Raw genomic sequence first — 20676 nt, 5'->3', positions numbered from 1 at the left:
GGGGAGGTGCGATGGTGTCGCTGGAGGCGGTCGCCGACGAGTTGGAGTCGGTGTGCGAGCGGGCTGCGGAGTGCCGGATGGGCGGACCCGTTCGGCGATCAGCGGCAAGGACGAGGGGTTCGCACTGGCGCTCCGCACGATTCGCGAGCTCGGGATGACCCGAGGGTTCCCGCTGCGCGCGGCCGACGTCGAGATGAAGGTCGCCTCGGAAATGAGGGCCAACGGGATCACGAGCGCGACGCTCGTCATCAATCACGTCCCCTGCGACGACGGTATGTTCAGCTGCGATCGGATGGTGCCGGTCCTCCTGCCCGCGGGCAGCACGCTGACCGTCTTCGGAGCGGGCGGTTTCCGCATGACCTACCACGGAGGAGAGCAGCTGCCTTGTCCCACGCCCTGAAGATCTACACCAGCCCCGACCACGGCAAGGAACCGCTGTTCCTGCACACCCCCGACGAGGTCCGGGCCTGGTTCGCCCGGTGGCGGGAGGCGTCCCCCGCAGGCAGCGTGGACCTGGCCACCTTCTACCTGGCCGGTGACGACTGGGGGCCCGAGCTGAACGCGGGCCTGGATGGCGACAAGGGCGTGCTGCACCACTCCGGCGACGACGACACCTCCTACGGCTTCCACTCCCGCAACCCCCAGGGCAGCAACCCCGACGAGGTCGTCTACTACTTCTTCGCCGCCGATACCCCCTTCCCTCCCCACTCCGAGATCCCCGTCACCGACGTCGAGTCCGCCGTCCTGGAGTTCATGTCCACCGGCCTCCGCCCCACCCGCGTCCACTGGCAGGCCTGGGTCCCCGGCGTCGGGCACGTCCCCGTGTGACCTCCCGCCCACCCCCGCGAAAACGGGGAACTCTCCGCCCGGACCCGCCGTTGGACCGGCCATGAAGAAGGTGACCGGACTCCTGTTCGCGGCAGCCGCCGGGGCGCTGGCCTGGGCCGCGCGCGACGTTCCCGCCGCCATGGGGGGCAGGCCGGACGAGCGCGTCCGCCGGTCTCCCCAGTGGCGCGACGGCAAGTTCCACAACCGCGCCACCACCAGCACCATGCCGCCCGACGGCGCCACCGAGACGCTCCGCGACTTCGCGTTCGGCGACAAGACCAAGCGCAAGCCCGCGGGCCCCGTGCCGCTGGTGGCTCCGAGGCGCGACGCGCCCGCCGACGGCCTCCACATCACCTGGTACGGCCACGCGTCCTCGCTCGTCGAGATCGACGGCGCGCGCGTCCTGATCGACCCGATCTGGAGCGATCGCTGCTCCCCGTCCCAGGTCGTCGGCCCGCGCCGCCTCCACGCCGTCCCGCACGAGCTGGACGAGCTCGGCCGCGTCGACGCCGTCGTCATCTCCCACGACCACTACGACCACCTCGACCTCCCCACGGTCCGCGCGCTCACCCGCGACCACGCCGCCGTGTTCGTCGTCCCGCTCGGCATCGGCGCGCACCTGCGCAGCTGGGACGTCCCCGAGCACCGCATCGTGGAGCTCGACTGGAACGAGTCGCACCGCGTGGCGGGCATCACCCTCACCGCCACGCCCGCGCAGCACTTCTCCGGCCGCGGCCTCGCCCGCGACACCACGCTCTGGGCGTCCTGGGTCATCGCGGGTCCCGAGCACCGCGTCTACTACACCGGCGACACCGGCTACTTCGACGGCTACGCCGAGATCGGCGAGGAGCACGGCCCGTTCGACGCCGCGCTCGTCCAGATCGGCGCCTACGGCTCCGGCTGGCCCGACATCCACATGACCCCCGAGGAGGGCGTCGCCGCGCACCGCGACGTCCGGGGCGGCCTGCTGATCCCGGTGCACTGGGCCACCTTCAACCTCGCCCTGCACGACTGGTCCGAGCCGGTGGACCGGGTGTGGCGGGAGGCCAAGGCGCACGACGTGCGGATGGCCGTCCCGAAGCCGGGCGAGCGGATCGACGTCGCCAACCCGCCCGCCGTCGACGGCTGGTGGCAGGCGCTCTGACCCCGGAGGACCGCTGAAGCCCCGCCGCGCCGGCCCGGGGGACGGCGCGGCGGGGCCGTTTGGAAAACTCCCCCCGTGACCAGGATCGTCGCGGGCGCGGCGGGCGGACGCCGCCTGCAGGTGCCGCCCAAGGGCACCCGCCCCACCTCCGACCGCGTCCGGGAAGCCCTCTTCAGCTCGCTGGAGACCTTCCTCGACCTGGACGGCGCGCACGTCCTCGACCTCTACGCCGGGTCCGGCGCGCTTGGCTTCGAGGCCCTGTCCAGGGGCGCCGCGACCGCGACCCTCGTCGAGTCCGACCGCCGCGCCGCCGACGTCCTGCGCGCCAACGCCGCGTCCCTCCGCCTGCCCGGCGCGACCGTCCTGCACCGCCCGGCCGAAGTGGTCGTCGCCGCACCTCCGGAGCGCCCGTGCGACCTCGTCCTCGCCGACCCCCCCTACGCCGTCACGGACGAGCAGCTCAACCGCGTCCTCGCCGACCTGGTCGCGAACGGCTGGACCGCGCCCGGAACCCTCCTGGTGGTCGAGCGCGCGTCCCGCAGCCCCGAACCCGTCTGGCCGAGCCCGTTGGAACCGTTGCGCGGCAAGCGATACGGGGACACCGCACTGCACTGGTCCGAACACCCGCAGGCGCGCGGGTGACGCATCCCACGACGCCCCTGGGCACATCGGCACTGGTGCTACCGTCCCGCCCATGACGCGTGCCGTGTGCCCCGGCTCCTACGACCCGGCCACCAACGGACACCTGGACATCATCGGCAGAGCCGCCGGGCTCTTCGACGAGGTCGTCGTCTCGGTGCTCATCAACAAGAGCAAGAAGACGCTGTTCTCGGTCGAGGAGCGCACCGAGATGCTCCGCGAGGTCACCGCGCAGTGGCCGAACGTGCGCGTCGACTCCTGGCACGGCCTGCTGGTCGACTACTGCCGGGAGAACGACATCCAGGCCATCGTGAAGGGCCTGCGCGCGGTCAGCGACTACGACTACGAGCTGCAGATGGCGCAGATGAACCACCAGCTCACCGGCGTCGAGACCCTGTTCATGCCGACGAACCCCATCTACAGCTTCCTGGCCAGCTCGCTGGTGAAGGACGTCGCGAACTACGGCGGCGACGTCTCCACCCTGCTCCCGCCGAGCATCCTGACCAGGCTCACCCAGCGCCTCGCCGAGCGCCGCTGACCCGCCTGGCGGGCCCCCAAACCGCCTCCGCCGAACCCGCTCGGGTGCGGACACGCCCGACCGCGCTCCCCCTCGCCCGGTGACGGGCAGGGCACACTAGGTTGAGCACATCGGCAGTGGCGCGAGGAGTGTGACGTGTACCGGGTGTTCGAGGCCCTCGACGAGCTGGTCACGATCGTCGAAGAGGCGCGGGGCGTGCCCATGACCTCGGGGTGCGTGGTCCCCAGGGGCGACGTGCTCGAACTGCTCGACGACGTCCGCGACGCCATCCCGGCGGAGCTGGACGACGCGCAGGACGTGCTCGACCACCGCGACGAGCTCGTCGGCAAGGCGCAGCACGAGGCCGACCAGGCGACCAGCAAGGCCCGCTCCGAGGCGGACCGGATGCTCGCCGAGGCGCAGCACGAGGCCGAGCGGATGCTGTCCGAGGCCAGCGCGCGCGCCGAGCGCATGGTCGCCGAGGCGGAGGAGCAGGCCGAGCGGGCCGTCGCCGCCGGGCGCCAGGAGTACGAGGACCTGGTGGGCCGGGCGCACTCCGAGGCGGACCGGATGGTCCAGGCCGGGCGCGCCAACTACGAGCGCGCGATCGAGGAGGGCCGGGCCGAGCAGGTCCGGCTGGTCGACCAGACCGAGGTCGTGCAGGCCGCCCACGCCGAGTCCGCGCGCCTCGTGGAGGCCGCCCGCGCTGAGGCGGTCCGGCTGCGCGGCGAGTGCGACGCGTACGTCGACGGCAAGCTCGCCGACTTCGAGGACCTGCTCGCGCACACCCTGCGCAGCGTCGGCAAGGGGCGCTCGCATTTGCGCGGCCCGGCCGTCGCGAGCGCGACCGCGCCCTACGACTACCAGGACTAGCGCCGCCCCCGACCTGCGGATTTCGCCCCGGCCCCGGTCGTCCCGTACTCTTGAGCGGTTGGCCGTGGCAGATCGCCCGGCAGCCACCAGCACCACCGAGCTAGACACACCGAATCACCATGCCTGAACACAGCCGCGCGCACGCGCGTTCCACAGCAACCGGGCCCTGGGTCATCGACACCAGGGACCTCGGGCGTCGCGCGGGCTCCAGCCGCGCCTACCGCAGGACGGTCCCGGCTGAAGGTCTCGGTCTGCTCGGTGTGATCGCGGTGCCCGCGGGCGGCGAGGTCGAGCTCGACCTCCTGCTCGAATCGGTGGTCGAGGGCGTCCTCGTCACGGGCACCGCTTCCACGACGGTGGAGGGGGAGTGCTCGCGCTGCCTCGACCCGCTGTCGTCAGACGTCCAGGTGGGGCTGACGGAGCTGTACGCGTACCCCGACAGCGCCACCGACGAGACCACCGAGGAGGACGAGGTCAGCCGGGTCCACGACGACCTGATCGACCTCGAACCCGTGGTGCGCGACGCACTCGTGCTCGCGCTGCCGCAGGTGCCGCTGTGCTCGCCGGACTGCCTCGGGCTGTGCGTCGACTGCGGCGGCAGGCTGGCAGATCTCGGCCCCGACCACGGGCATGAGACGATTGACCCCCGGTGGGCCGCACTGCAGGTGCGGTTCGACGGGAATCGTGACAATCCAGAGGAGAACTAGTCGTGGCCGTCCCGAAGCGGAAGATGTCGCGCTCGAACACGCGCTCGCGCCGCGCTCAGTGGAAGACCGCCGCCGTGCACCTGGTGGCCTGCTCCAACAAGGCCTGCCGCCAGCCGAAGCCCCAGCACGTGGCCTGCCCGACCTGCGGTCAGTACGACGGCCGCCAGGTCGTCCAGCCGGCCTGATCTCCCTGGCGAAGGTAGTACAGCACCATGGGGGGTAGGTCGCCGCGCGGTCGGTCCGTCGACCGCACCCCGCTGCTTGAAGCGCTCGGCGTCCCTCTGGACGCCGAGCTGCTCACGCTCGCCCTGACCCACCGCTCGTACGCGTACGAGAACGGCGGCCTGCCGCCGAACGAGCGGTTGGAGTTCCTGGGCGACGCGGTGCTCGGGCTCGTCGTGACGGACCACCTGTACCGCGCGCACCCCGACCGCCCCGAGGGGCAGTTGGCGAAGCTGCGGGCCAGCGTGGTCAACATGCACGCGCTCGCGGGCGTCGCCCGCGGGCTCGGCGCGGACGGGCTCGGCGGTCACCTGCTGCTCGGCCGCGGCGAGGAGCTCACCGGGGGCAGGGACAAGGCGAGCATTCTCGCCGACGGCCTCGAAGCCGTCATCGGAGCGGTGTACCTGCAGTTCGGGATAGACACCGCACGTCAGCTGGTCCACCACCTGTTCGACCCGCTGCTGGCCGAGGCGCCGCTCCGGGGCGCGGGTCTGGACTGGAAGACCAGCTTGCAGGAGCTGACCGCCTCGTCAGGGCTGGGCGTCCCCGAGTACCGGGTGGACGACCAGGGGCCGGACCACCGCAAGGAGTTCACCGCGACGGTGTACGTCGGTGGCAAGCCCCACGGTTCAGGCGATGGCCGCACCAAGAAGGAAGCCGAGCAGAAGGCGGCCGAGGCCGCTTACCGCGTGCTGTCCGAGAAGGCAGACGACGGCGAGGACGCGGCCGACGGCGCGGAGCAGAACGGCCAGGGCTCGGCGAACCAGCGGACTTCACCCAACCAGGAAGACTGACGCCGACATGTACGCCACGAACGTCCGGAGCAGGCGCGCCCACCACCGCGGCCACACCTCCCGTCCGCTCAGCGCCTCCCGCAGCGGCGGCATCCAGGGCCTCGTCCTCGTGCGCGACACCGCGCAGGCGGGCGGCTGGATGCTCAAGCCGACGAAGCCGCAGGCCGCGGCCTTCGAACTGCTGGAGGAGCTGGAGCGCGAGGTCGCCGCGCGCGCCGAGACCGCGGAGCACGCCGCCGCGGGCACCACCGAGGACTGATCACCGCACGTGCCCGAGCTGCCCGAGGTCGAAGTAGTCCGCCGAGGGCTGCACGAGCACGTCACCGGCCGCACCGTCGCCTCCGTCGAGGTGCTGCACGCCCGAGCGATCCGCCGTCACCTCCCTGGGGCGGCGGATTTCGCCGTTCGGCTGACCGGTCAGCGCATGGACGCGGCGCGCAGGCGCGGCAAGTACCTGTGGGTCGACCTGTCCGGCGGCGAGGCGGTGCTCGCGCACCTCGGGATGAGCGGGCAGATGCTCGTCCAGCCGGTCGGGGCGCCCGACGAGAAGCACCTGCGGGTCCGGGTCGTGTTCGAGGACGATGGCCCGGAGCTGCGGTTCGTGGACCAGCGGACGTTCGGCGGGCTCGCGCTGGACGAGCTGGTGGAGGTCGACGGGACCTGGTTGCCCCGGCAGGTCTCGCACATCGCCCGCGATCCGATGGACCCGGAGTTCGACGCCGACGCGGCCGTGCGGGCGCTGCGGTCGCGGAAGACGGACGTGAAGCGGGCGCTGCTCGACCAGACGCTCGTGTCCGGGGTCGGGAACATCTACGCCGACGAGTCGTTGTGGCGCGCCCGGCTGCACGGGTTGCGGCCCACGGCCAAGCTGACCACCGCCAAGACCGCCGAGCTGCTCGGGCACGCCACGCAGGTGATGCTGGAGGCGCTCGGGCAGGGCGGGACGTCGTTCGACGCGCTGTACGTCAACGTGAACGGGCAGTCGGGGTACTTCGACCGGTCGCTCGCGGTGTACGGGCAGGAGGACCGGCCGTGCGCGCGGTGCGGGACGGCGATCGTGCGGGAGCCGTTCATGAACCGGTCCTCGTACTCGTGCCCCCGGTGCCAGCCCCGGCCTAGGGACGCCAAGACCGTCGCCCGTTAGGGGAGTTCGCGGTTCACGGGTGACCCGATCGCCCCGTTGGTGTTCGCCTGATTCGATTCGGGAAAGCCTTTTCCTTGTGGTCGTGCGGTACTTCCGTGCGCTTTCACATATTTCACTCTTTTGTGTGACGCACGGTTGAGTTAACCCGGATGAGGGACGCCGCCTCCCCGCAGGCGGCCCCACCGTCCCGCGCGCCCCCGTCCCCGGCGGGGGCGCCGCACCTGTCCGATCAGCCCGGCTGGTCCGCCCGGCCCGGTGGGCGCGCCGGTCGCGCGGGCCCGGCCGGGCCCGGTGGACGCGTGCGCCTCGGCGGCCTGGTCGGTCCCGTCGACGTCACCGGTCGGCGAGCCTGCGCAGCAGCGGCGTCACCGCGCGGACCCGGTGCTGCTCCTCCGGCGACAGCGCCGAGAGCCGCTCCGACAGCAGCTCGGCCTCGCCGTGCGCCATCGACAGCACCGTTTCCCGGCCCGCGCCGGTCAGCACCACGATCGTCGCCCTGCCGTCGGCCGGGTCGGCCTCGCGGCGGACGAGCCCGTTCGACTCCAGGCCGGTCACCACCGTTGTCGCTGTCGGTTGCGAGCAGAGCGCGCGCACCGCGATCTCGCCGATGCGCATCGGCCCGTGGTTCGACAGCTCGGCCAGCACCAGCAGCTGGGTCGGCTGGAGCCTGCGCACCGATGCCGACTGCCGCAGGCTCCGCACCAGGCGGTGCACCGCGACCACGAGTTGTAAGGCGTCCTGATTGGTCACACTGGCGGTCATGGAATGCCTCCCCGCGGCTCACCCACGGTGAGCACTTGTCCTAATTCGGTCAGGACATTCGCACTGAAGAAGGACCGATGTCCATAGCTACCAACTATTCACACCCGTATGTACTCGCCCTTATCCGCACCAGTGCGGCGAGACACCCGTCAATCTTGCGTAAATGCATCGTCTGAGTGCGTCAAGGTTCCGTCAATGCCACACTTTCGGGTGAGGTTGTCCGAGGAAGATCGCATCGGCGTGGCGCCTTCACCCGAACGCGCACAATGGACGTGGGCAGGCGGACCGCGCGCCCACCCCGCCGCGCGAGGAGGGTCGCATGACGAAGGTGCTGGTGGTCGACGACGAGCCGCAGATCGTCCGGGCGCTCCGGATAAACCTGTCCGCCCGCGGCTACCAGGTGCTCACCGCCCACGACGGCGCCGCCGCGCTCAGGGCCGCCGCCGAGGGCAAGCCGGACGTGGTGGTGCTCGACCTCGGGCTGCCCGACGTCGACGGGACCGAGGTGATCGCCGGGCTGCGCGGCTGGACGACCGTGCCGATCATCGTGCTCTCCGCGCGCGCCGACTCGACCGACAAGGTCGAGGCGCTCGACGCGGGGGCCGACGACTACGTGACCAAGCCGTTCGGCATGGACGAGCTGCTGGCCAGGCTGCGCGCGGCCGTCCGCCGCTCCGCGGCGCCCGCCGACGCCGGTGAGGCGGTGGTGCGGACGGGGGCGTTCACGGTGGACCTGGTCGCGAAGAAGGTGCACCGGGAGGACGCCGAAGTGCACCTGACGCCGACCGAGTGGGGGCTGCTGGAGGTGCTGGTGCGCAATCCGGGCAAGCTCGTCGCGCAGCGGCAGCTGCTGCAGGAGGTGTGGGGGCCCGCGTACGCCAAGGAGACCCACTACCTGCGGGTCTACCTGGCGCAGCTGCGGCGCAAGCTCGAACCCGAGCCGTCCAGGCCCCGGCACCTGGTGACCGAACCGGGGATGGGGTACCGGTTCGAGCCCTGACCGGGGTGTTCACCAGGGGGATCGGTGAACAACCCGGTTGTTGGGCGGGTGGCGCGGTCGGGTGCCGGCCTGCGGCGTCCGCTGGCGCCCGCGGGTGGTCGTGGCGGGCCGGTCAGGCGCCGCTGGGGAGGGTCGGGCGGCGCTGGAAGGCGACGGTGTAGGCGATGATCGCCTCCTTGGCCAGCGCCGCCGCGCGGCCGGTCAGGACCAGGTCGCGCGGGGTGTCGTCCGGGTGCACGAACTGGAGCACCGCGTCGCGCCTGCCCAGGCTGACGCACTGGCCCGCGTAGCGGAAGCGGGTCGGGGTGGGCTCGGCGCCCGCCAGCTCCTCGGCCAGCGCCCGGATCGCGCGCTGGGCGTTCGGGCCCGCCGTCGCGCAGGCCATGCGCATCTCCTGACCGTCCGCCCTGCGCATCGCCGCCGCGTCGCCGACGCCGATCACCTCCGGGTGCGAGGTCGAGCGCATCGCGCCGTCGACCAGGAGCCTGCCCGAGGCGTCCACCGCCAGGCCCGACTCGCGGGCCAGCGGCGGCACCCGGAAGCCCGCCGTCCAGACGACCGCGTCCGCCGCCTCGCGCACCCCGTCGACCCGCACGCCCCGCTCGTCCACCGACTCGACCCGGCAGCCCTCCCGCACCCGCACGCCCAGCCGCGCGAACGCCCGGTGCAGGTGCCGCACCGCCTTCGGGGACAGGCCCGCGCCCAGCGCGCCCGCCGACAGCAGCGCCACGGAGTGCCCGGCCTCGGCCAGCTCGGCGGCGGTCTCCACGCCGGTCAGGCCACCGCCGACGACCACGACGGACCTCCGGCCGGTCGGCGCGCCGGAGCCCCCGCCCGACAGCGCGCGGTGCAGGCGCTCGGCGGACTCGGCGTCGACCACCGAGTGGGCGTGCTCGGCCACACCCGGCGTCGAGCCAGGGTCGACGCCGCTGCCCAGGGCGTAGACCAGGCGGTCGTAGGGCAGCGCGCGGTCGCCCACGCGCACCTCGCGCGCCCCCAGGTCGATCGCCTCCGCCCGGCCCACGACCAGCTCGACGCCGGTCCCGGCCAGCAGGTCCCGCAGCGGGAGCCGCCGCTCGGACTGGCCCGCCGCCAGCTGGTGCAGCCGGACCCGCTGCACGAAGCGGTCGCGCTCGTTGACCAGCGTCACCTGGGCGCCGGTCCAGCGGGCCGCCAGCTTGGCCGCGGCCAGACCCGCGTAACCGGCCCCCAGCACCACAACTCGCTCGGACATCACCGTCTCCTCTCGACGTCAGCCACGGGACGTCAGCCACGGGAGGAGCGAGACGGGGGCGCGAGAGGTGACAGTGACCTCGGGCACAGGACGGCAGAACCCGGGAACCGCCTCACTCCCGCACCGGCCGCCGTTCCGGCCGCCTCGTCGGCCCGCTGACGGGTTCCCGCGCGTCCAGGCAGCCGGGGAGGCCGGAACGGGCTCTCCGAAGGGCTGCGGGGGCGCGGGGTGGAGTTCGGCGCGGGCATGGCGGGAGTGGGACCTCGGGTCGGCAGGGCGGAGCGGGTGTCGGGGGGTGAGGGGGCGGAGGGAGCGGGCGTCGGTGGGCGAGCAGGAACGGCGGCTGGGGCGGCCGGTGGCCGACCAGGGCGGTGGCGGGGCGCGGAGATCGGTGCGGCCGGCGTGACCAGTGCGGTCGAGGGCGTTGGCGTGGACCGGTTCCGTCGGGCGGGCTCGGTGGCGTGGGCCCCCGGCCCGGCCGGCCCGCACGGCCCGCACAACCGCCTGACCCCGCGATCACGGGCGGGCTGGCCTGGTGGTGGTCGGGGCGGTGGTGGTCGGGTCCGGGTCCTCGTCCTCCGGCGTCGTCGTCACCACCGGCGGCGCCGTCGTGGTGGTCGTCGGGGACTGGCGGGTCGTGGTGGTCGGGAGCGCCACCGGCTCGGCAGGCTCCTCCGGGGACTCCGACCTGGCCGCCGTCGGCTCGTCGCCGCGCGCGGGGCGGTCCTCGCGGTGCGCGTCCGGGCGGCGGGTCGTGGTCGTCGTGGCCGCCACCCGGAGCTGGGTGGACGCCGCGGCCGTCGACTCGGACGTCGGCCTCGCGGGCGCGCTCCCGGTGGTCGCCTCGGCCTGCGCCTCCAGGGGCTGCGGCGTCTCCGGCTCGCCGTCCGGCACCAGCGCGGCGCCGACACCCGCCACCGCCGCCGCCACCACGGCGCCCGCCGCGGACAGCAGGACCAGCGGCGAGAACCTGCGCCTCGCGGCCACGTCGGACTCTTGCTCGAACACGCGAACTCCCTGGAGAGACCTTGAACCGAAGGTCGGGCGTCCGGGTTATCGGCGCGCGACGGCCCGCACCGGATCGGTGCGGGCCGTGGTCCACGCCTTCGTGCCGTTTACCGCCACCTGTGGGTGATGGCGCGGTTACTGCGCGTCCTGCGTCGGGTCAGTTGCCCGAGGTGGGCGGGGTCCCCGAGCCGGAGGTGGGGGGCTGCTCCGCCGAGGTCGTGGTGACCGGCGGCTCCACGGGCGGCTTCGTCGTGGTCGTCGTGCCGCCGGGGTTGGGGTTCGGGTTGGGATTCGGATTGGGGTTCGGGTTGTTCGGCTTGGGCGGCTGCGGTTCCTCGTTCACCGTCGTCGTCGTGGTCGTCCCGTCCGCCCTGGTCACCGTCGTCACCCGGACGCGCTGCGTCGTCGTGGTCGGCGCGGCGCTGCTCGTCGCCGACTCCGGCGTGGAGCTGGGGGCCTCCGAAGAAGATTCGGCGGACTCGGACTCGGGCGCCGACGTGGACGTCGACGTCCGGCCGGTCGGGGGCGTGTCCAGCTGCACGCCGATCGGCGTGGTGGCCTCGTCGCTCGACGACGGGCCCGCGATCGCGGCCACCGCCCCGAAGATGGTCGCCACGACGACGCCGGACGCCGCCAGCAGCAGGTGGGGCGACAGGCGCCGCGCGCGAGAGCTCTGCTCGGGCTCGGGCGACTCGTAAAGCCCGTCGTCGGTCACTCGGTCTCCCTAGGTCAACGGCCGAAGTTCTGGGTCCAGTACCAGCCACGGGTGTCCAGACCGACACCGGTGGTGGTGAACGAGCAGTCGAGGATGTTCCGACGGTGACCCTCGGAGTCCAACCACGCGCCCACGACGTCCTCCGCGCTCCGCTGGCCCATGGCGATGTTCTCACCGGCGGGTCGCGGATGGCCCGCTTCGCGCATCCGGGTGGCGAAGTCCACACCCTCCGGACTGGTGTGCGCGAAGTAGCCCCGGCTCGCCATGTCCGCGCTGTGCGCCCTGGCGGCGGTGACCACCCGGTCGTCCACGCCCAGCGCCGCGCACCCCGCCGCGCCGCGCGCCTGGTTGACCAGCCGCACGACCCGGTCGGCCTGCACCACGTCCAGCGGCGGCGGGTCCTGAGGGAACGTCGGCGACGAGCTTGCCGGTGCGGGGGAGTCCGGGGCAAGCCCGCTGGTCGTGGCGGTGGTCGGCCAGGGCCCGCCGGGAGCCCCTGAGGGACCGGGGCCCGGACCGGGACCGGACCGGGGCGCGCCCGGCGGCGGGTCCTGCTGGGACGACGTCGAGGCGGTCGGGCCGACGAGGAGGGCGATGGAGCCGACGCCCGCCGCGCCGAGCAGCAGGCCGAGGAGCCCGCCGATGGCGGACCTCTTCCCGCTCCGCGCGCTCACGGTCGCGCACCGTATCACCATCGGGTGAAATATCGGGGTGGAAGGCATGTCTGGGGCGGAGTCCGCGGTGCGGATGACCGCATGGGTCAGGGGTCACGTGCAGGGCGTCGGGTTCCGGTGGTGGACCAGGGCCCGCGCGCTGGAGCTCGGTCTGGTGGGGAGCGCGTCCAACCTGCGCGACGGCCGCGTCGAGGTCAACGCCGAGGGGCCCGAGGAGGCGTGCCGCGCGCTGCTCGCCGCGCTGCGCTCAGGGGGCACGCCGGGCCGGGTCGACGTCGTCGTGGAGCGCTGGTCGTCGCCGCGCGGCGGGCTGACGGGTTTCGCGGAGCGTTGAACTGGGACACCCCCGACGGCCGTAGTTACCGCTGTGGACCGCGGGGAAGATGTCGTCAGGCAGCTCTACGGCCGCTGGCGCGGCCCGCTGCGCGGCTACGTCCTGCGCCTGGTCGGGGGGGACCACCGGTACGCCGAGGACGTCGTCCAGGAGACCCTGCGCAGGGCGCGGGGCAGCGCGGACGTCCGCACCCCCGAGGAGGCCGGGCCGTGGCTGTACGCGGTGGCCCGCGCGCTGGTGGCGTCCGGGTTCCGGTGCGCGGGGGGTGAGCGGCCCGAGGAGCCGCCGTCCGAGGTCGACGCCGTCGACCACGCGCTCCAGGGCTGGCAGGTCGCCGAGGCGCTGCGCGGGCTGAGCCGCGACCACCGCGACGCCGTCGTCGAGCTGCACTACCGCAGGCGCACCGTCGCCGAGGCCGCCGCCGCGCTCGGCATCCCGCAGGGCGCGGTCAAGTCCCGCTGCTTCTACGGGCTGCGGGCGCTGCGCGACGCGCTGGCCGAGCGCGGGGTGACCGAGCCGTGATGACCTGCTTCCGCAGCACGGACCTGGGCGTCTACCTGCTCGGCTCGCTCGACCCGGTCGAGCGCGGCGCGTTCGAGCGGCACCTGCGCGCCTGCCCGCCGTGCAGGCGGGAGCTGCTGCGCCTCGCCCCGCTCCCCGGGCTGCTCGGCCAGGTCACGCTGCTCGACCTGGAGCAGCCGTTCACCGACCCCGAGCCCTCGCCCGAGCTGGCCCCGCTGCCCGAGCTGCCGCCGCAACCGCCGCCCCCGGTGCCCAGGAGCGCCCGGATCTCGGCCAGGACCACCCTGCCGCTGGCCACCCCGCTGCCCCCGGCGCCGGACGGCTGGCTCGTCGGCTCGCGCGTCAAGCGGGGGAACCGGGCGCGGGACGCGGGGCGGGGTCCCGTGCGCCGCGCGGCGCGGTGGCCGCTTCCGGCCGCCGCCGCGGTGCTGTTCGGGGTGCTGCTGGCGGGCGCGCTGCTGGTCACCCCCGGCTGGCTCGCCCACGAGGACCCCGGACCGGTCCCCGTCGCGTCGAGCACGGCGGTGACCTGGGCCGGGACCGACGCGGGCACCGGCGTCGCGGCCCGCGCCGAGCTGGTCGGCCGGGACTGGGGCACCGAGCTGCTGCTCACCCTCGACGGCGCGCCGGACGGGGCGCGCTGCCGCCTCGTGGTGCACGGGACGTCCGGGCGCACCGAGGTCGCCGGCTGGTGGGGCAGCGGCCCCGCGCGGCACGAGCGCGTGCCGGGCGCCACCTCGTTCGCGCTGGCCGACGTCGAGCGGGTCGACGTCGTGGTCGACATGCGGGTGCTCGTCTCCGTGCGCCCCTGATCAGGCCGTTCGCGCCGGCCAGGGGGCGGGCACGGGTAGGGTGCGCGGCGTGCACCTCAAGAGCCTGACGCTGAAGGGCTTCAAGTCCTTCGCCTCGGCTACCACCCTGCGCTTCGAGCCCGGCATCACGTGCGTGGTCGGCCCCAACGGGTCCGGCAAGTCGAACGTGCTCGACGCGCTGCGCTGGGTGATGGGCACCCAGGGCGCGAAGGACCTGCGCGGCGGCAAGATGGAGGACGTCATCTTCGCGGGCACCTCCGGCCGCGCGCCGCTGGGCCGCGCCGAGGTCACCCTCACCATCGACAACGCCGACGGCGCGCTGCCCATCGAGTACACCGAGGTGTCGATCACCCGCCGGATGTTCCGCGAGGGCGCCACCGAGTACGAGATCAACGGCAGCTCGTGCAGGCTCATGGACATCCAGGAGCTGCTGTCGGACTCCGGCATCGGCCGCGAGATGCACGTCATCGTCGGCCAGGGCCAGCTCTCCGCGATCCTGGAGTCCAAGCCGGAGGAGCGCCGCGCCTTCATCGAGGAGGCCGCGGGCGTCCTCAAGCACCGCAAGCGCAAGGAGAAGGCGCTGCGGAAGCTGGAGGCGATGCAGGCCAACCTGACCCGCCTCACCGACCTCACCGCCGAGTTGCGCCGCCAGCTCAAGCCGCTGGGCAAGCAGGCCGAGATCGCCCGGCGCGCCCAGACCGTGCAGGCCGAGCTGCGCGACTCCCGGATGCGCCTGCTCGCCGACGACCTGGTCACCCAGCGCGAGTCGCTGGCCCGCGACGAGCAGGACGAGGCCGCCGCGCGCGCCCGCCGCGCCGAGGTCGAGCGCTCGCTCCAGCAGGCGCAGGTGCAGCAGAACGAGCTGGAGGAGGTCGTGTCCGCCGACGCGCCCAAGCTCCAGCAGGCCCAGGACACCTGGTACCGGCTCTCCGCGCTGGAGGAGCGGCTGCGCGGCACGGTCCGGCTGGCCGTCGAGCGCGAGCGGCACCTGAAGGCGTCGGTCGACGCGCCCAGGGGCGGGCGCGACCCGGAGGAGCTGGAGGCCGAGGCCGAGCAGACCGCCGCGCTGGAGCTGGAGCTGCAGGAGGGCGTCACCGAGGCGCGGGTCGGGCTGGCCGAGGCCGTGGAGACCCGCGCCGAGCTGGAGCGCGTGGTGTCCGCCGCCGAGAAGGCGCACCTGGCGGCCGTGCGGGCGATCGCCGACCGGCGCGAGGGACTGGCCCGGCTGTCCGGTCAGGTGGAGGCGCTGCGGTCCAAGACCAACGCCACCGCCGAGGAGATCGAGCGGCTGTCGACGGCGCTGACCGAGGCCGTCGAGCGGTCCGAGGTCGCCCAGGAGGAGCTGGCCGAGGCGCGCGAGAGCACCGACAGCGAGGACGAGGACGACGCGGGCGTCCAGGAGCGGCACCGGCACGCGGTCGAGGCCGAGGACTCGGCGCGGCGGCGGGTCGAGGAGCTGGTCAAGGCCGAGCGCGCGGCCGAGCGGGACATCGCCTCGTGGAAGGCGCGCGTGGACGCCCTCTCGCTCGGGCTCACCCGCAAGGACGGGGCGGGCGCGCTGCTCGCGTCCCAGCTGCCCGGCCTGCTCGGGTCGGTCGCGGCGCTGCTGACCGTGGAGCCCGGCAACGAGGTGGCGCTGGCCGCCGCGCTCGGGCCGGTCGCGGACGCGATCGCGGTGGCCTCCGGCGACGACGCGCTCGCCGCGCTGGAGCTGCTCAAGACCGAGGACGCCGGGCGCGCCGGGGTCGTCATCGGCGGCGGCGAGCCGCCGACGGGGGCGCTGCCCGCGCTGCCGGGCGGCGCGCGCTGGGCCGTCGACCTGGTCCGCGCCCCCGAGTCGCTGCGGCCCGCCGTGGCCCGCGCGCTGCACGGGCTCGCCGTGGTCGCCGACCTGGCCGCCGCCGACGCGCTCGTCCGGGCGCACCCAGGGCTGCGGGCGGTCACCGGCGAGGGCGACCTGCTCGGGTCGGACTGGGCGACCGGCGGGTCCGGGCGCAGCCAGAGCGTCATCGAGGTGCAGGCCGCCGTGGACGAGGCGTCCGAGAAGCTCGCGCTCGCCGAGCGGGCGCTGGAGCACTCCGGGCCCGCGCTGGACGGGGCGCGCGCCGAGCAGCAGGCCCGGCGCGGCGAGGCGTCGGCCCTCAAGGAGCAGCTCAACGAGGCCAAGGTCCGCAGGGCCCGCTCGTCGGAGCGGCTCAACCGGCTCGCGGCGGCCGTGCGGTCCGCCGAGGCCGAGGTGGACCGGGCGCGCGGGCAGCGGGAGAAGGTCGAGGCCGCCCGCGAGGAGAACCTGCTCAAGCTCGCCGAGCTGGAGGAGCGCCTCCTGGTCGCCGAGGAGCAGCCGCTGGACGACGAGCCCGACACCGCCCAGCGCGACGAGGCCGCCGCCGAGCTGGCCTCCGCCAGGCAGGGCGAGATGGACGCCCGGCTGACGCTGCGCACCGCCGAGGAGCGGGCCCGCGCGCTGCAGGGCAAGGCCGAGGGCCTGCGGCGGGCCGCGCGCGCCGAGCGGGAGACGCGGGAGCGCGCGCAGCGGGCGCTGGCGGCGCGGGCGCGCGGCGCGGTCGTCGCCTCCGCCGTGGTGCGCGGCGGCGAGGTCGCGCTGGAGCGGATCGCGGTCTCGCTGGACCGGGCCGCCCGCGAGCGGGACGCCGCACAGGAGCGCAGGGCGCGGCACGAGGCGCTGCTCGGGCAGGTGCGCGGGCTGGTGCGGGAGATGTCCGGCGAGCTGGAGAAGCTCACCGACGCGGTGCACCGGGACGAGGTGCTGCGGGCCGAGCAGCGGCTGCGGATCGAGCAGCTCGAGGTCAAGATCTCCGAGGACTTCGGGATCGGGCTGGACGACCTGGTCGCCGAGTACGGGCCGGACGTGCACGTGCCGCCGTCCGCCGGTGAGCTGGCCGAGTACGAGGCCGCCAAGGAGCGCGGCGAGGCGGTCACCGCCCCCATGCCGATCCCCTACGACCGGGACACCCAGGCGCGGCGGGCCAAGCGCGCCGAGCGGGACCTGTCGCTGCTGGGCAAGGTCAACCCGCTGGCGCTGGAGGAGTTCGCGGCGCTGGAGGAGCGGTACAAGTTCCTGTCCAACCAGCTGGAGGACATCAAGGCCACCCGGCGCGACCTGCTGACCGTCGTCAAGGAGGTCGACGACAAGATCCTGGAGGTCTTCACGCTGGCCTACGAGGACGTGGCCAGGGAGTTCCAGGTCGTGTTCGAGGTGCTCTTCCCCGGCGGTGAGGGCCGGTTGGTGCTCACCGAGCCCGACGACATGCTCACCACCGGCATCGAGCTGGAGGCACGCCCGCCCGGCAAGAAGGTCAAGCGGCTGTCGCTGCTGTCCGGCGGCGAGAAGTCGCTGGCCGCCGTGGCGATGCTGGTGGCGATCTTCCGGGCCAGGCCGTCGCCGTTCTACGTCATGGACGAGGTCGAGGCGGCGCTGGACGACACCAACCTGCACCGGCTGATCAGCCTGTTCGAGCAGCTGAGGGAGCGCTCGCAGCTGCTGATCATCACCCACCAGAAGCCGACCATGGAGATCGCCGACGCCCTGTACGGCGTGTCCATGCGCGGCGACGGCATCAGCCAGGTGATCTCGCAGCGGCTGCGCGGGCGCGAGGCGTCCTGAGCCGGGGCGCCCGTCGGCCGGGCGCCCCTGGCGGGTCGACTAGGCGCGCTTGCCCCTGGCTTCCCGCGCTTCCCTGGCCTTCGCGTCCAGCACCGCGACCTCCTCGGGGGTCGGCGCGGTGCCGCCCAGGTGCGCGGGGTGCCACCACTGGCCGACGCCGTCGTCCGGGTAGTCCCGCTGCGCCTTGTCCAGCAGCTCCTGCAGCCGGGTCCGCAGCTCGGTCTCGTTGGCGGGCGCGAACGGCGCGCCGATCTCCACCGTGATCGGGACGTGCCGCTGCGTCAGGTTCCTCGGGGTGCCCTTGCCCAGCAGCCGCTGCGTGCCCCACAGCGCCATCGGGATCAGCGGGACGCCCGCCGCGTTGGCCAGCCGGTACGCGCCGCTCTTGACCGTGTTGACCACGTACGACCGGCCGGTCGTCCCCTCGGGGAAGATCCCGACGACCTCGCCCGAGCGCAGCGCCGCGAGCGCCTTCTCGTACGACTCCTTGCCCGCCGAGCGGTCGACGGAGATGTGCTTCATGCCCCGCATCAGCGGGCCCGCGATCTTGTTGCGGAAGATCGCGTCCTTGGCCATGAAGCGCACCAGGCGCTTGGCCGGCTGCGCGCCGTAGCCGGCGAGGATGAAGTCGAGGTAGCTGATGTGGTTCGTCGCCAGGACCGCACCGCCCGTCGTGGGCACGTGCTCCGCGCCCCGGATGTCGATGCGCAGGTCAAGTGCCCGGAACAACGTCTTCGCGAGCGCGACGACCGGCGGGTACACGAGGTCTGCCATGTGATGAACCGTACGCGATCAACCCCTGGCAGCACCCGCGGTGCGCCCGTGTCGGGCACACCGCGAGGCCGGTTCACGCTCGCACGCGGATCAGCGCTCCCCGTGCTCCCTGCGCACCTTCGGCACGCCCGCCAGGTCTTCCTCGTTGCACAGCAGCTTGAGGTTGAAGTAGGGCGAGCCCTTGGTGTCGTCGTAGTCCAGGTGGACCGAGATCACGTCGACCGCCTCACCCAGCCACTCCTGGGTCTGCCGCAGCCACGTCGCCGCCCGCTCCAAGGCGCTCGGGAGGTCGTTGTCGCGGAACTCGACCGGCCGATAGGGAACTTCCTGGACTTGATCCCGACCGTTGGAGGGCACCGGGAGGTCCACCGCCACCCCGTTGTCGTTCAACTCCAGATGGATCGTTTCCTCACTCACCCCACGAGGGTCTACCACCGGCATCCGCGCGGCAAGCCCACCGGGGTCACGTCAAGGGATCGCCGTGCCACTTCCACCCGGTCCGCAGGGGCCTGCCGGGCAGCTCGACGCGCCCGTTGGCCCACAGCAGGGCGCGCCACGCGTCCGCTCCGGGCTCGTGCGCGGGGAACAGCCGGGCCAGCGTCGCGGCGGCCTGGCGACCGGTCGGGGTGAACTCCGCGCCGAGCCCGCGACCCGCGTCCCAGGTGTGCACGAGCAGCTCGTCGCAGGCCATCGCGGCGAACCCGGCGGGCTCGGGAAGGCCGCTCGGGTGCCAGCCCCGGTGGCCGGGCGGGGCCGCGTCGATCGTGGCGGCCAGCACCTCGGACTGGGCGCGCAGCACCCTGACCAGCATCGCGGGGTCGGCGGTGGCGTCGGTCGGCTCCAGCCAGCAGTCCAGCTCCTCCACCCCGCCCGCGAGGTCCAGCGCGTACCAGCGCAGGCAGTCCACCAGGTGCGCGAGGGTCCGCGCGACCGTCCAGTCCAGGCCGGGGACGGGGACCGCCCAGTCCCGGTCCGCGAACCCGGCCAGGAACGCCGCGCACTCCCCGGCCGCGCTCCGCACGTCGGCTCCGGTCAGCGCGCCGTCCGGCCCACCAGCCCCGTCGTCGGCCGTCCTGCCACCCGCTCCACCAGCCATGCCGGAAACTCCCTCGCGTTCGAGTCGGTGTCCGCGTGACCATGCCAGACATGTACGACATCCGAATCGCAGTCGCCGCTGACCTGAACGACACCCTCGACCTGCTGGCGGGCCTCCCCGCCGACAGCGCGCACCACCTGGACCTGCTGGTGGACCCCGCGCCCGGCTGGCCCGCCGGTTCCGCCGTCGCGACCGACCGCCGAGGTCGCGTCCGGGGCCTGCTCACCGCCGCCGTCGACCCCGTCTCCGACCGGGTCGTGCTGCACGGCCCGTTCGTCGACGTCCCGGTCAACCACCCGGCGGGCGGCCGGATCTGGGACAGCACCGCCGACGCCCTGCTGGCCGCCGTCGAGCCGCTGCTGGCGGGCGTCGCGGAGCGGGAGGTGCGGGGCGGTCCCGCGCACCTGCGGCTCGCCGCGTTCGCCGCCAGGCACGGGTTCGCCGTGGGCGGCGCGGGCGAGGAGCTGACCGCCGACGCCGCCGCCGTGCGCGGCCTGCTGCTGAGCGAGGCCACCTGCCCGAGCGCCGAGGCGGGCTGGGGCACCGGGGCGCTGCCCGCGCGCGGGGACGACGGCGCGCTGGGCGTGCGCACGGCCGTCGCGGCGCTGCACGAGCGCTGCTTCCCCGAGGTGGGGGAGTCCGGGGCCGGGCTGGTCGCCTCGGCGGGGACCGGCGGGCGCGCGGTGGTCGTGGCGCGCGACGGGGAGCGGGTGCTCGGCTACGCGGCCGGTCGGGCGGAGCAGGAGCGGTACCGGGTGGAGCACGTGGCCGTCGAGCCCTCCGCCCGAGGACGCGGGATCGGCGGCGCCCTCGTCGCCGAGCTCGTGTGGAAACTCGCCGTGGAGCACGGGGCGCGCCCCGAGGCCTCCGCCGCCACCGCCACCACCGAGGGCGGTGCGGCGTCCGAGCGGATGTTCACCCGGCTGGGGTTCCGACAGCAGTCCCCCCTCGACGCCCGCCGCGCGGGCCGCGCGGCCTGACCGCGTCGATCGGGCCGTCCGGGCCGTCCGCCCCGGCGAGCGGGAACGCCGCCGCGGGCTGACCGATCTTCTCCGCCCGATCCCCTCGCCCGATCCCCTCGCCCGATCCCCTCAGAGCACCGGGCTCCAGCGCTGGTCGGGGTGTGCCGACCGGCTGCGACGCCCCCGAGGACCGGCCCGCCCGCGCCTGCCCGAAGGCGCGCGGGCGGGCCGTCCCGCACCGTGCGGCGCGTGCCGTCTCGCCGCGTGCCGCCTCGCCGTGGACCGCCCCG

General features: G+C 74.2%; 25 protein-coding genes. 18 read left to right on the top strand and 7 right to left on the bottom strand.

What is annotated here, in order from left to right; genetic code table 11:
* Nucleotides 1-52: 52 nt before the first annotated feature.
* The 11 genes from AMIR_RS29595 (at nucleotide 53) to mutM (ending at nucleotide 6868) form a co-directional block, all read left to right on the top strand.
* Nucleotides 53-400: a DddA-like double-stranded DNA deaminase toxin gene (locus AMIR_RS29595; protein WP_015804665.1), complete on the top strand. Its 348-nt coding sequence runs from the start codon at nucleotides 53-55 to the stop codon at nucleotides 398-400.
* Entirely contained in the window at nucleotides 385-828 is a 444-nt protein-coding gene (locus tag AMIR_RS29590) for an Imm1 family immunity protein (RefSeq protein WP_015804664.1), read from the top strand. Before AMIR_RS29595 ends, AMIR_RS29590 begins: the two co-directional genes overlap by 16 nt.
* A gap of 61 nt (nucleotides 829-889) precedes the next feature.
* Nucleotides 890-1972 (top strand): MBL fold metallo-hydrolase, encoded by a 1083-nt coding sequence (locus AMIR_RS29585; protein WP_015804663.1) that lies wholly within the window; start codon nucleotides 890-892, stop codon nucleotides 1970-1972.
* 75 nt (nucleotides 1973-2047) lie between these two features.
* A complete protein-coding gene (gene rsmD, locus AMIR_RS29580; protein ID WP_015804662.1) occupies nucleotides 2048-2614 on the top strand; it encodes a 16S rRNA (guanine(966)-N(2))-methyltransferase RsmD in 567 nt (188 codons plus the stop codon).
* 52 nt (nucleotides 2615-2666) lie between these two features.
* Entirely contained in the window at nucleotides 2667-3149 is a 483-nt protein-coding gene (gene coaD, locus AMIR_RS29575) for a pantetheine-phosphate adenylyltransferase (RefSeq protein ID WP_015804661.1), read from the top strand.
* A gap of 135 nt (nucleotides 3150-3284) precedes the next feature.
* Nucleotides 3285-4001 (top strand): DivIVA domain-containing protein, encoded by a 717-nt coding sequence (locus AMIR_RS29570; protein ID WP_015804660.1) that lies wholly within the window; start codon nucleotides 3285-3287, stop codon nucleotides 3999-4001.
* Between the two features lie 119 nt (nucleotides 4002-4120).
* Nucleotides 4121-4708 (top strand): YceD family protein, encoded by a 588-nt coding sequence (locus AMIR_RS29565; RefSeq protein WP_049796998.1) that lies wholly within the window; start codon nucleotides 4121-4123, stop codon nucleotides 4706-4708.
* Nucleotides 4709-4710: 2 nt separating this feature from the next.
* The gene (gene rpmF / locus AMIR_RS29560; protein WP_015804658.1) at nucleotides 4711-4893 is read left to right on the top strand and encodes a 50S ribosomal protein L32; all 183 of its coding nucleotides are present in this window, start codon (nucleotides 4711-4713) and stop codon (nucleotides 4891-4893) included.
* A gap of 27 nt (nucleotides 4894-4920) precedes the next feature.
* Nucleotides 4921-5724: a ribonuclease III gene (rnc, locus tag AMIR_RS29555; protein WP_015804657.1), complete on the top strand. Its 804-nt coding sequence runs from the start codon at nucleotides 4921-4923 to the stop codon at nucleotides 5722-5724.
* Between the two features lie 7 nt (nucleotides 5725-5731).
* Nucleotides 5732-5983, top strand: a complete 252-nt coding sequence (locus AMIR_RS29550; RefSeq protein WP_015804656.1) for a hypothetical protein — start codon at nucleotides 5732-5734, stop codon at nucleotides 5981-5983.
* A 9-nt stretch (nucleotides 5984-5992) separates the two neighbouring features.
* Nucleotides 5993-6868: a bifunctional DNA-formamidopyrimidine glycosylase/DNA-(apurinic or apyrimidinic site) lyase gene (mutM, locus tag AMIR_RS29545; protein ID WP_015804655.1), complete on the top strand. Its 876-nt coding sequence runs from the start codon at nucleotides 5993-5995 to the stop codon at nucleotides 6866-6868.
* A gap of 333 nt (nucleotides 6869-7201) precedes the next feature.
* On the opposite strand, the gene AMIR_RS29540 is transcribed toward mutM, so the two are convergent.
* Nucleotides 7202-7630 carry a MarR family winged helix-turn-helix transcriptional regulator gene (locus AMIR_RS29540; RefSeq protein WP_015804654.1) on the bottom strand — a complete coding sequence of 143 codons (429 nt, stop codon included), beginning with the start codon at nucleotides 7628-7630 and terminating at the stop codon, nucleotides 7202-7204.
* A 319-nt stretch (nucleotides 7631-7949) separates the two neighbouring features.
* Between AMIR_RS29540 and AMIR_RS29535 the strand changes: the two genes are divergently transcribed.
* Entirely contained in the window at nucleotides 7950-8630 is a 681-nt protein-coding gene (locus AMIR_RS29535; RefSeq protein ID WP_015804653.1) for a response regulator, read from the top strand.
* Between the two features lie 112 nt (nucleotides 8631-8742).
* Here AMIR_RS29535 and AMIR_RS29530 read toward each other — a convergent pair whose 3' ends face one another.
* Both AMIR_RS29530 and AMIR_RS29525 read right to left on the bottom strand, forming a co-directional pair.
* Entirely contained in the window at nucleotides 8743-9864 is a 1122-nt protein-coding gene (locus tag AMIR_RS29530) for an NAD(P)/FAD-dependent oxidoreductase (RefSeq protein WP_015804652.1), read from the bottom strand.
* Nucleotides 9865-10380: 516 nt separating this feature from the next.
* Complete coding sequence (locus tag AMIR_RS29525) at nucleotides 10381-10872, bottom strand: hypothetical protein (RefSeq protein WP_015804651.1); 492 nt, start codon at nucleotides 10870-10872, stop codon at nucleotides 10381-10383.
* A gap of 170 nt (nucleotides 10873-11042) precedes the next feature.
* Between AMIR_RS29525 and AMIR_RS29520 the strand changes: the two genes are divergently transcribed.
* Nucleotides 11043-11570 (top strand): hypothetical protein, encoded by a 528-nt coding sequence (locus tag AMIR_RS29520; protein ID WP_015804650.1) that lies wholly within the window; start codon nucleotides 11043-11045, stop codon nucleotides 11568-11570.
* Nucleotides 11571-11601: 31 nt separating this feature from the next.
* Here AMIR_RS29520 and AMIR_RS37855 read toward each other — a convergent pair whose 3' ends face one another.
* Nucleotides 11602-12261, bottom strand: a complete 660-nt coding sequence (locus AMIR_RS37855) for a CAP domain-containing protein (protein ID WP_041837119.1) — start codon at nucleotides 12259-12261, stop codon at nucleotides 11602-11604.
* A gap of 46 nt (nucleotides 12262-12307) precedes the next feature.
* Between AMIR_RS37855 and AMIR_RS29510 the strand changes: the two genes are divergently transcribed.
* The 4 genes from AMIR_RS29510 to smc are packed head-to-tail and all read left to right on the top strand — an operon-like array spanning nucleotide 12308 to nucleotide 17554.
* Nucleotides 12308-12595 carry an acylphosphatase gene (locus AMIR_RS29510; protein ID WP_015804648.1) on the top strand — a complete coding sequence of 96 codons (288 nt, stop codon included), beginning with the start codon at nucleotides 12308-12310 and terminating at the stop codon, nucleotides 12593-12595.
* Nucleotides 12596-12628: 33 nt separating this feature from the next.
* Nucleotides 12629-13117: a sigma factor-like helix-turn-helix DNA-binding protein gene (locus tag AMIR_RS29505; protein WP_015804647.1), complete on the top strand. Its 489-nt coding sequence runs from the start codon at nucleotides 12629-12631 to the stop codon at nucleotides 13115-13117.
* Nucleotides 13117-13929 (top strand): zf-HC2 domain-containing protein, encoded by an 813-nt coding sequence (locus AMIR_RS29500; protein WP_015804646.1) that lies wholly within the window; start codon nucleotides 13117-13119, stop codon nucleotides 13927-13929. The genes AMIR_RS29505 and AMIR_RS29500 overlap by 1 nt, the downstream gene beginning before the upstream one ends.
* 49 nt (nucleotides 13930-13978) lie before the next feature.
* Nucleotides 13979-17554 (top strand): chromosome segregation protein SMC, encoded by a 3576-nt coding sequence (smc, locus tag AMIR_RS29495; RefSeq protein ID WP_041838485.1) that lies wholly within the window; start codon nucleotides 13979-13981, stop codon nucleotides 17552-17554.
* A gap of 39 nt (nucleotides 17555-17593) precedes the next feature.
* Here smc and AMIR_RS29490 read toward each other — a convergent pair whose 3' ends face one another.
* From AMIR_RS29490 to AMIR_RS29480, 3 genes are all read right to left on the bottom strand, one after another.
* Nucleotides 17594-18328: a lysophospholipid acyltransferase family protein gene (locus AMIR_RS29490; RefSeq protein ID WP_015804644.1), complete on the bottom strand. Its 735-nt coding sequence runs from the start codon at nucleotides 18326-18328 to the stop codon at nucleotides 17594-17596.
* A 90-nt stretch (nucleotides 18329-18418) separates the two neighbouring features.
* Nucleotides 18419-18745 (bottom strand): hypothetical protein, encoded by a 327-nt coding sequence (locus tag AMIR_RS29485; RefSeq protein ID WP_041837118.1) that lies wholly within the window; start codon nucleotides 18743-18745, stop codon nucleotides 18419-18421.
* A gap of 46 nt (nucleotides 18746-18791) precedes the next feature.
* Nucleotides 18792-19424 carry a maleylpyruvate isomerase family mycothiol-dependent enzyme gene (locus AMIR_RS29480; protein WP_015804642.1) on the bottom strand — a complete coding sequence of 211 codons (633 nt, stop codon included), beginning with the start codon at nucleotides 19422-19424 and terminating at the stop codon, nucleotides 18792-18794.
* A 50-nt stretch (nucleotides 19425-19474) separates the two neighbouring features.
* On the opposite strand from AMIR_RS29480, the gene AMIR_RS41315 reads away from it, so the two are divergent.
* Nucleotides 19475-20404, top strand: coding sequence for a GNAT family N-acetyltransferase (locus AMIR_RS41315; protein ID WP_041837117.1), 930 nt, complete (start codon nucleotides 19475-19477; stop codon nucleotides 20402-20404).
* The last annotated feature ends 272 nt before the right edge of the window (nucleotides 20405-20676 follow it).

The sequence above is a fragment of the Actinosynnema mirum DSM 43827 genome, assembly GCF_000023245.1.
GTDB lineage: Bacteria > Actinomycetota > Actinomycetes > Mycobacteriales > Pseudonocardiaceae > Actinosynnema > Actinosynnema mirum.
Note: the sequence above shows the minus strand (reverse complement) of the source record. Positions and strands in the feature narration are given on the sequence as shown.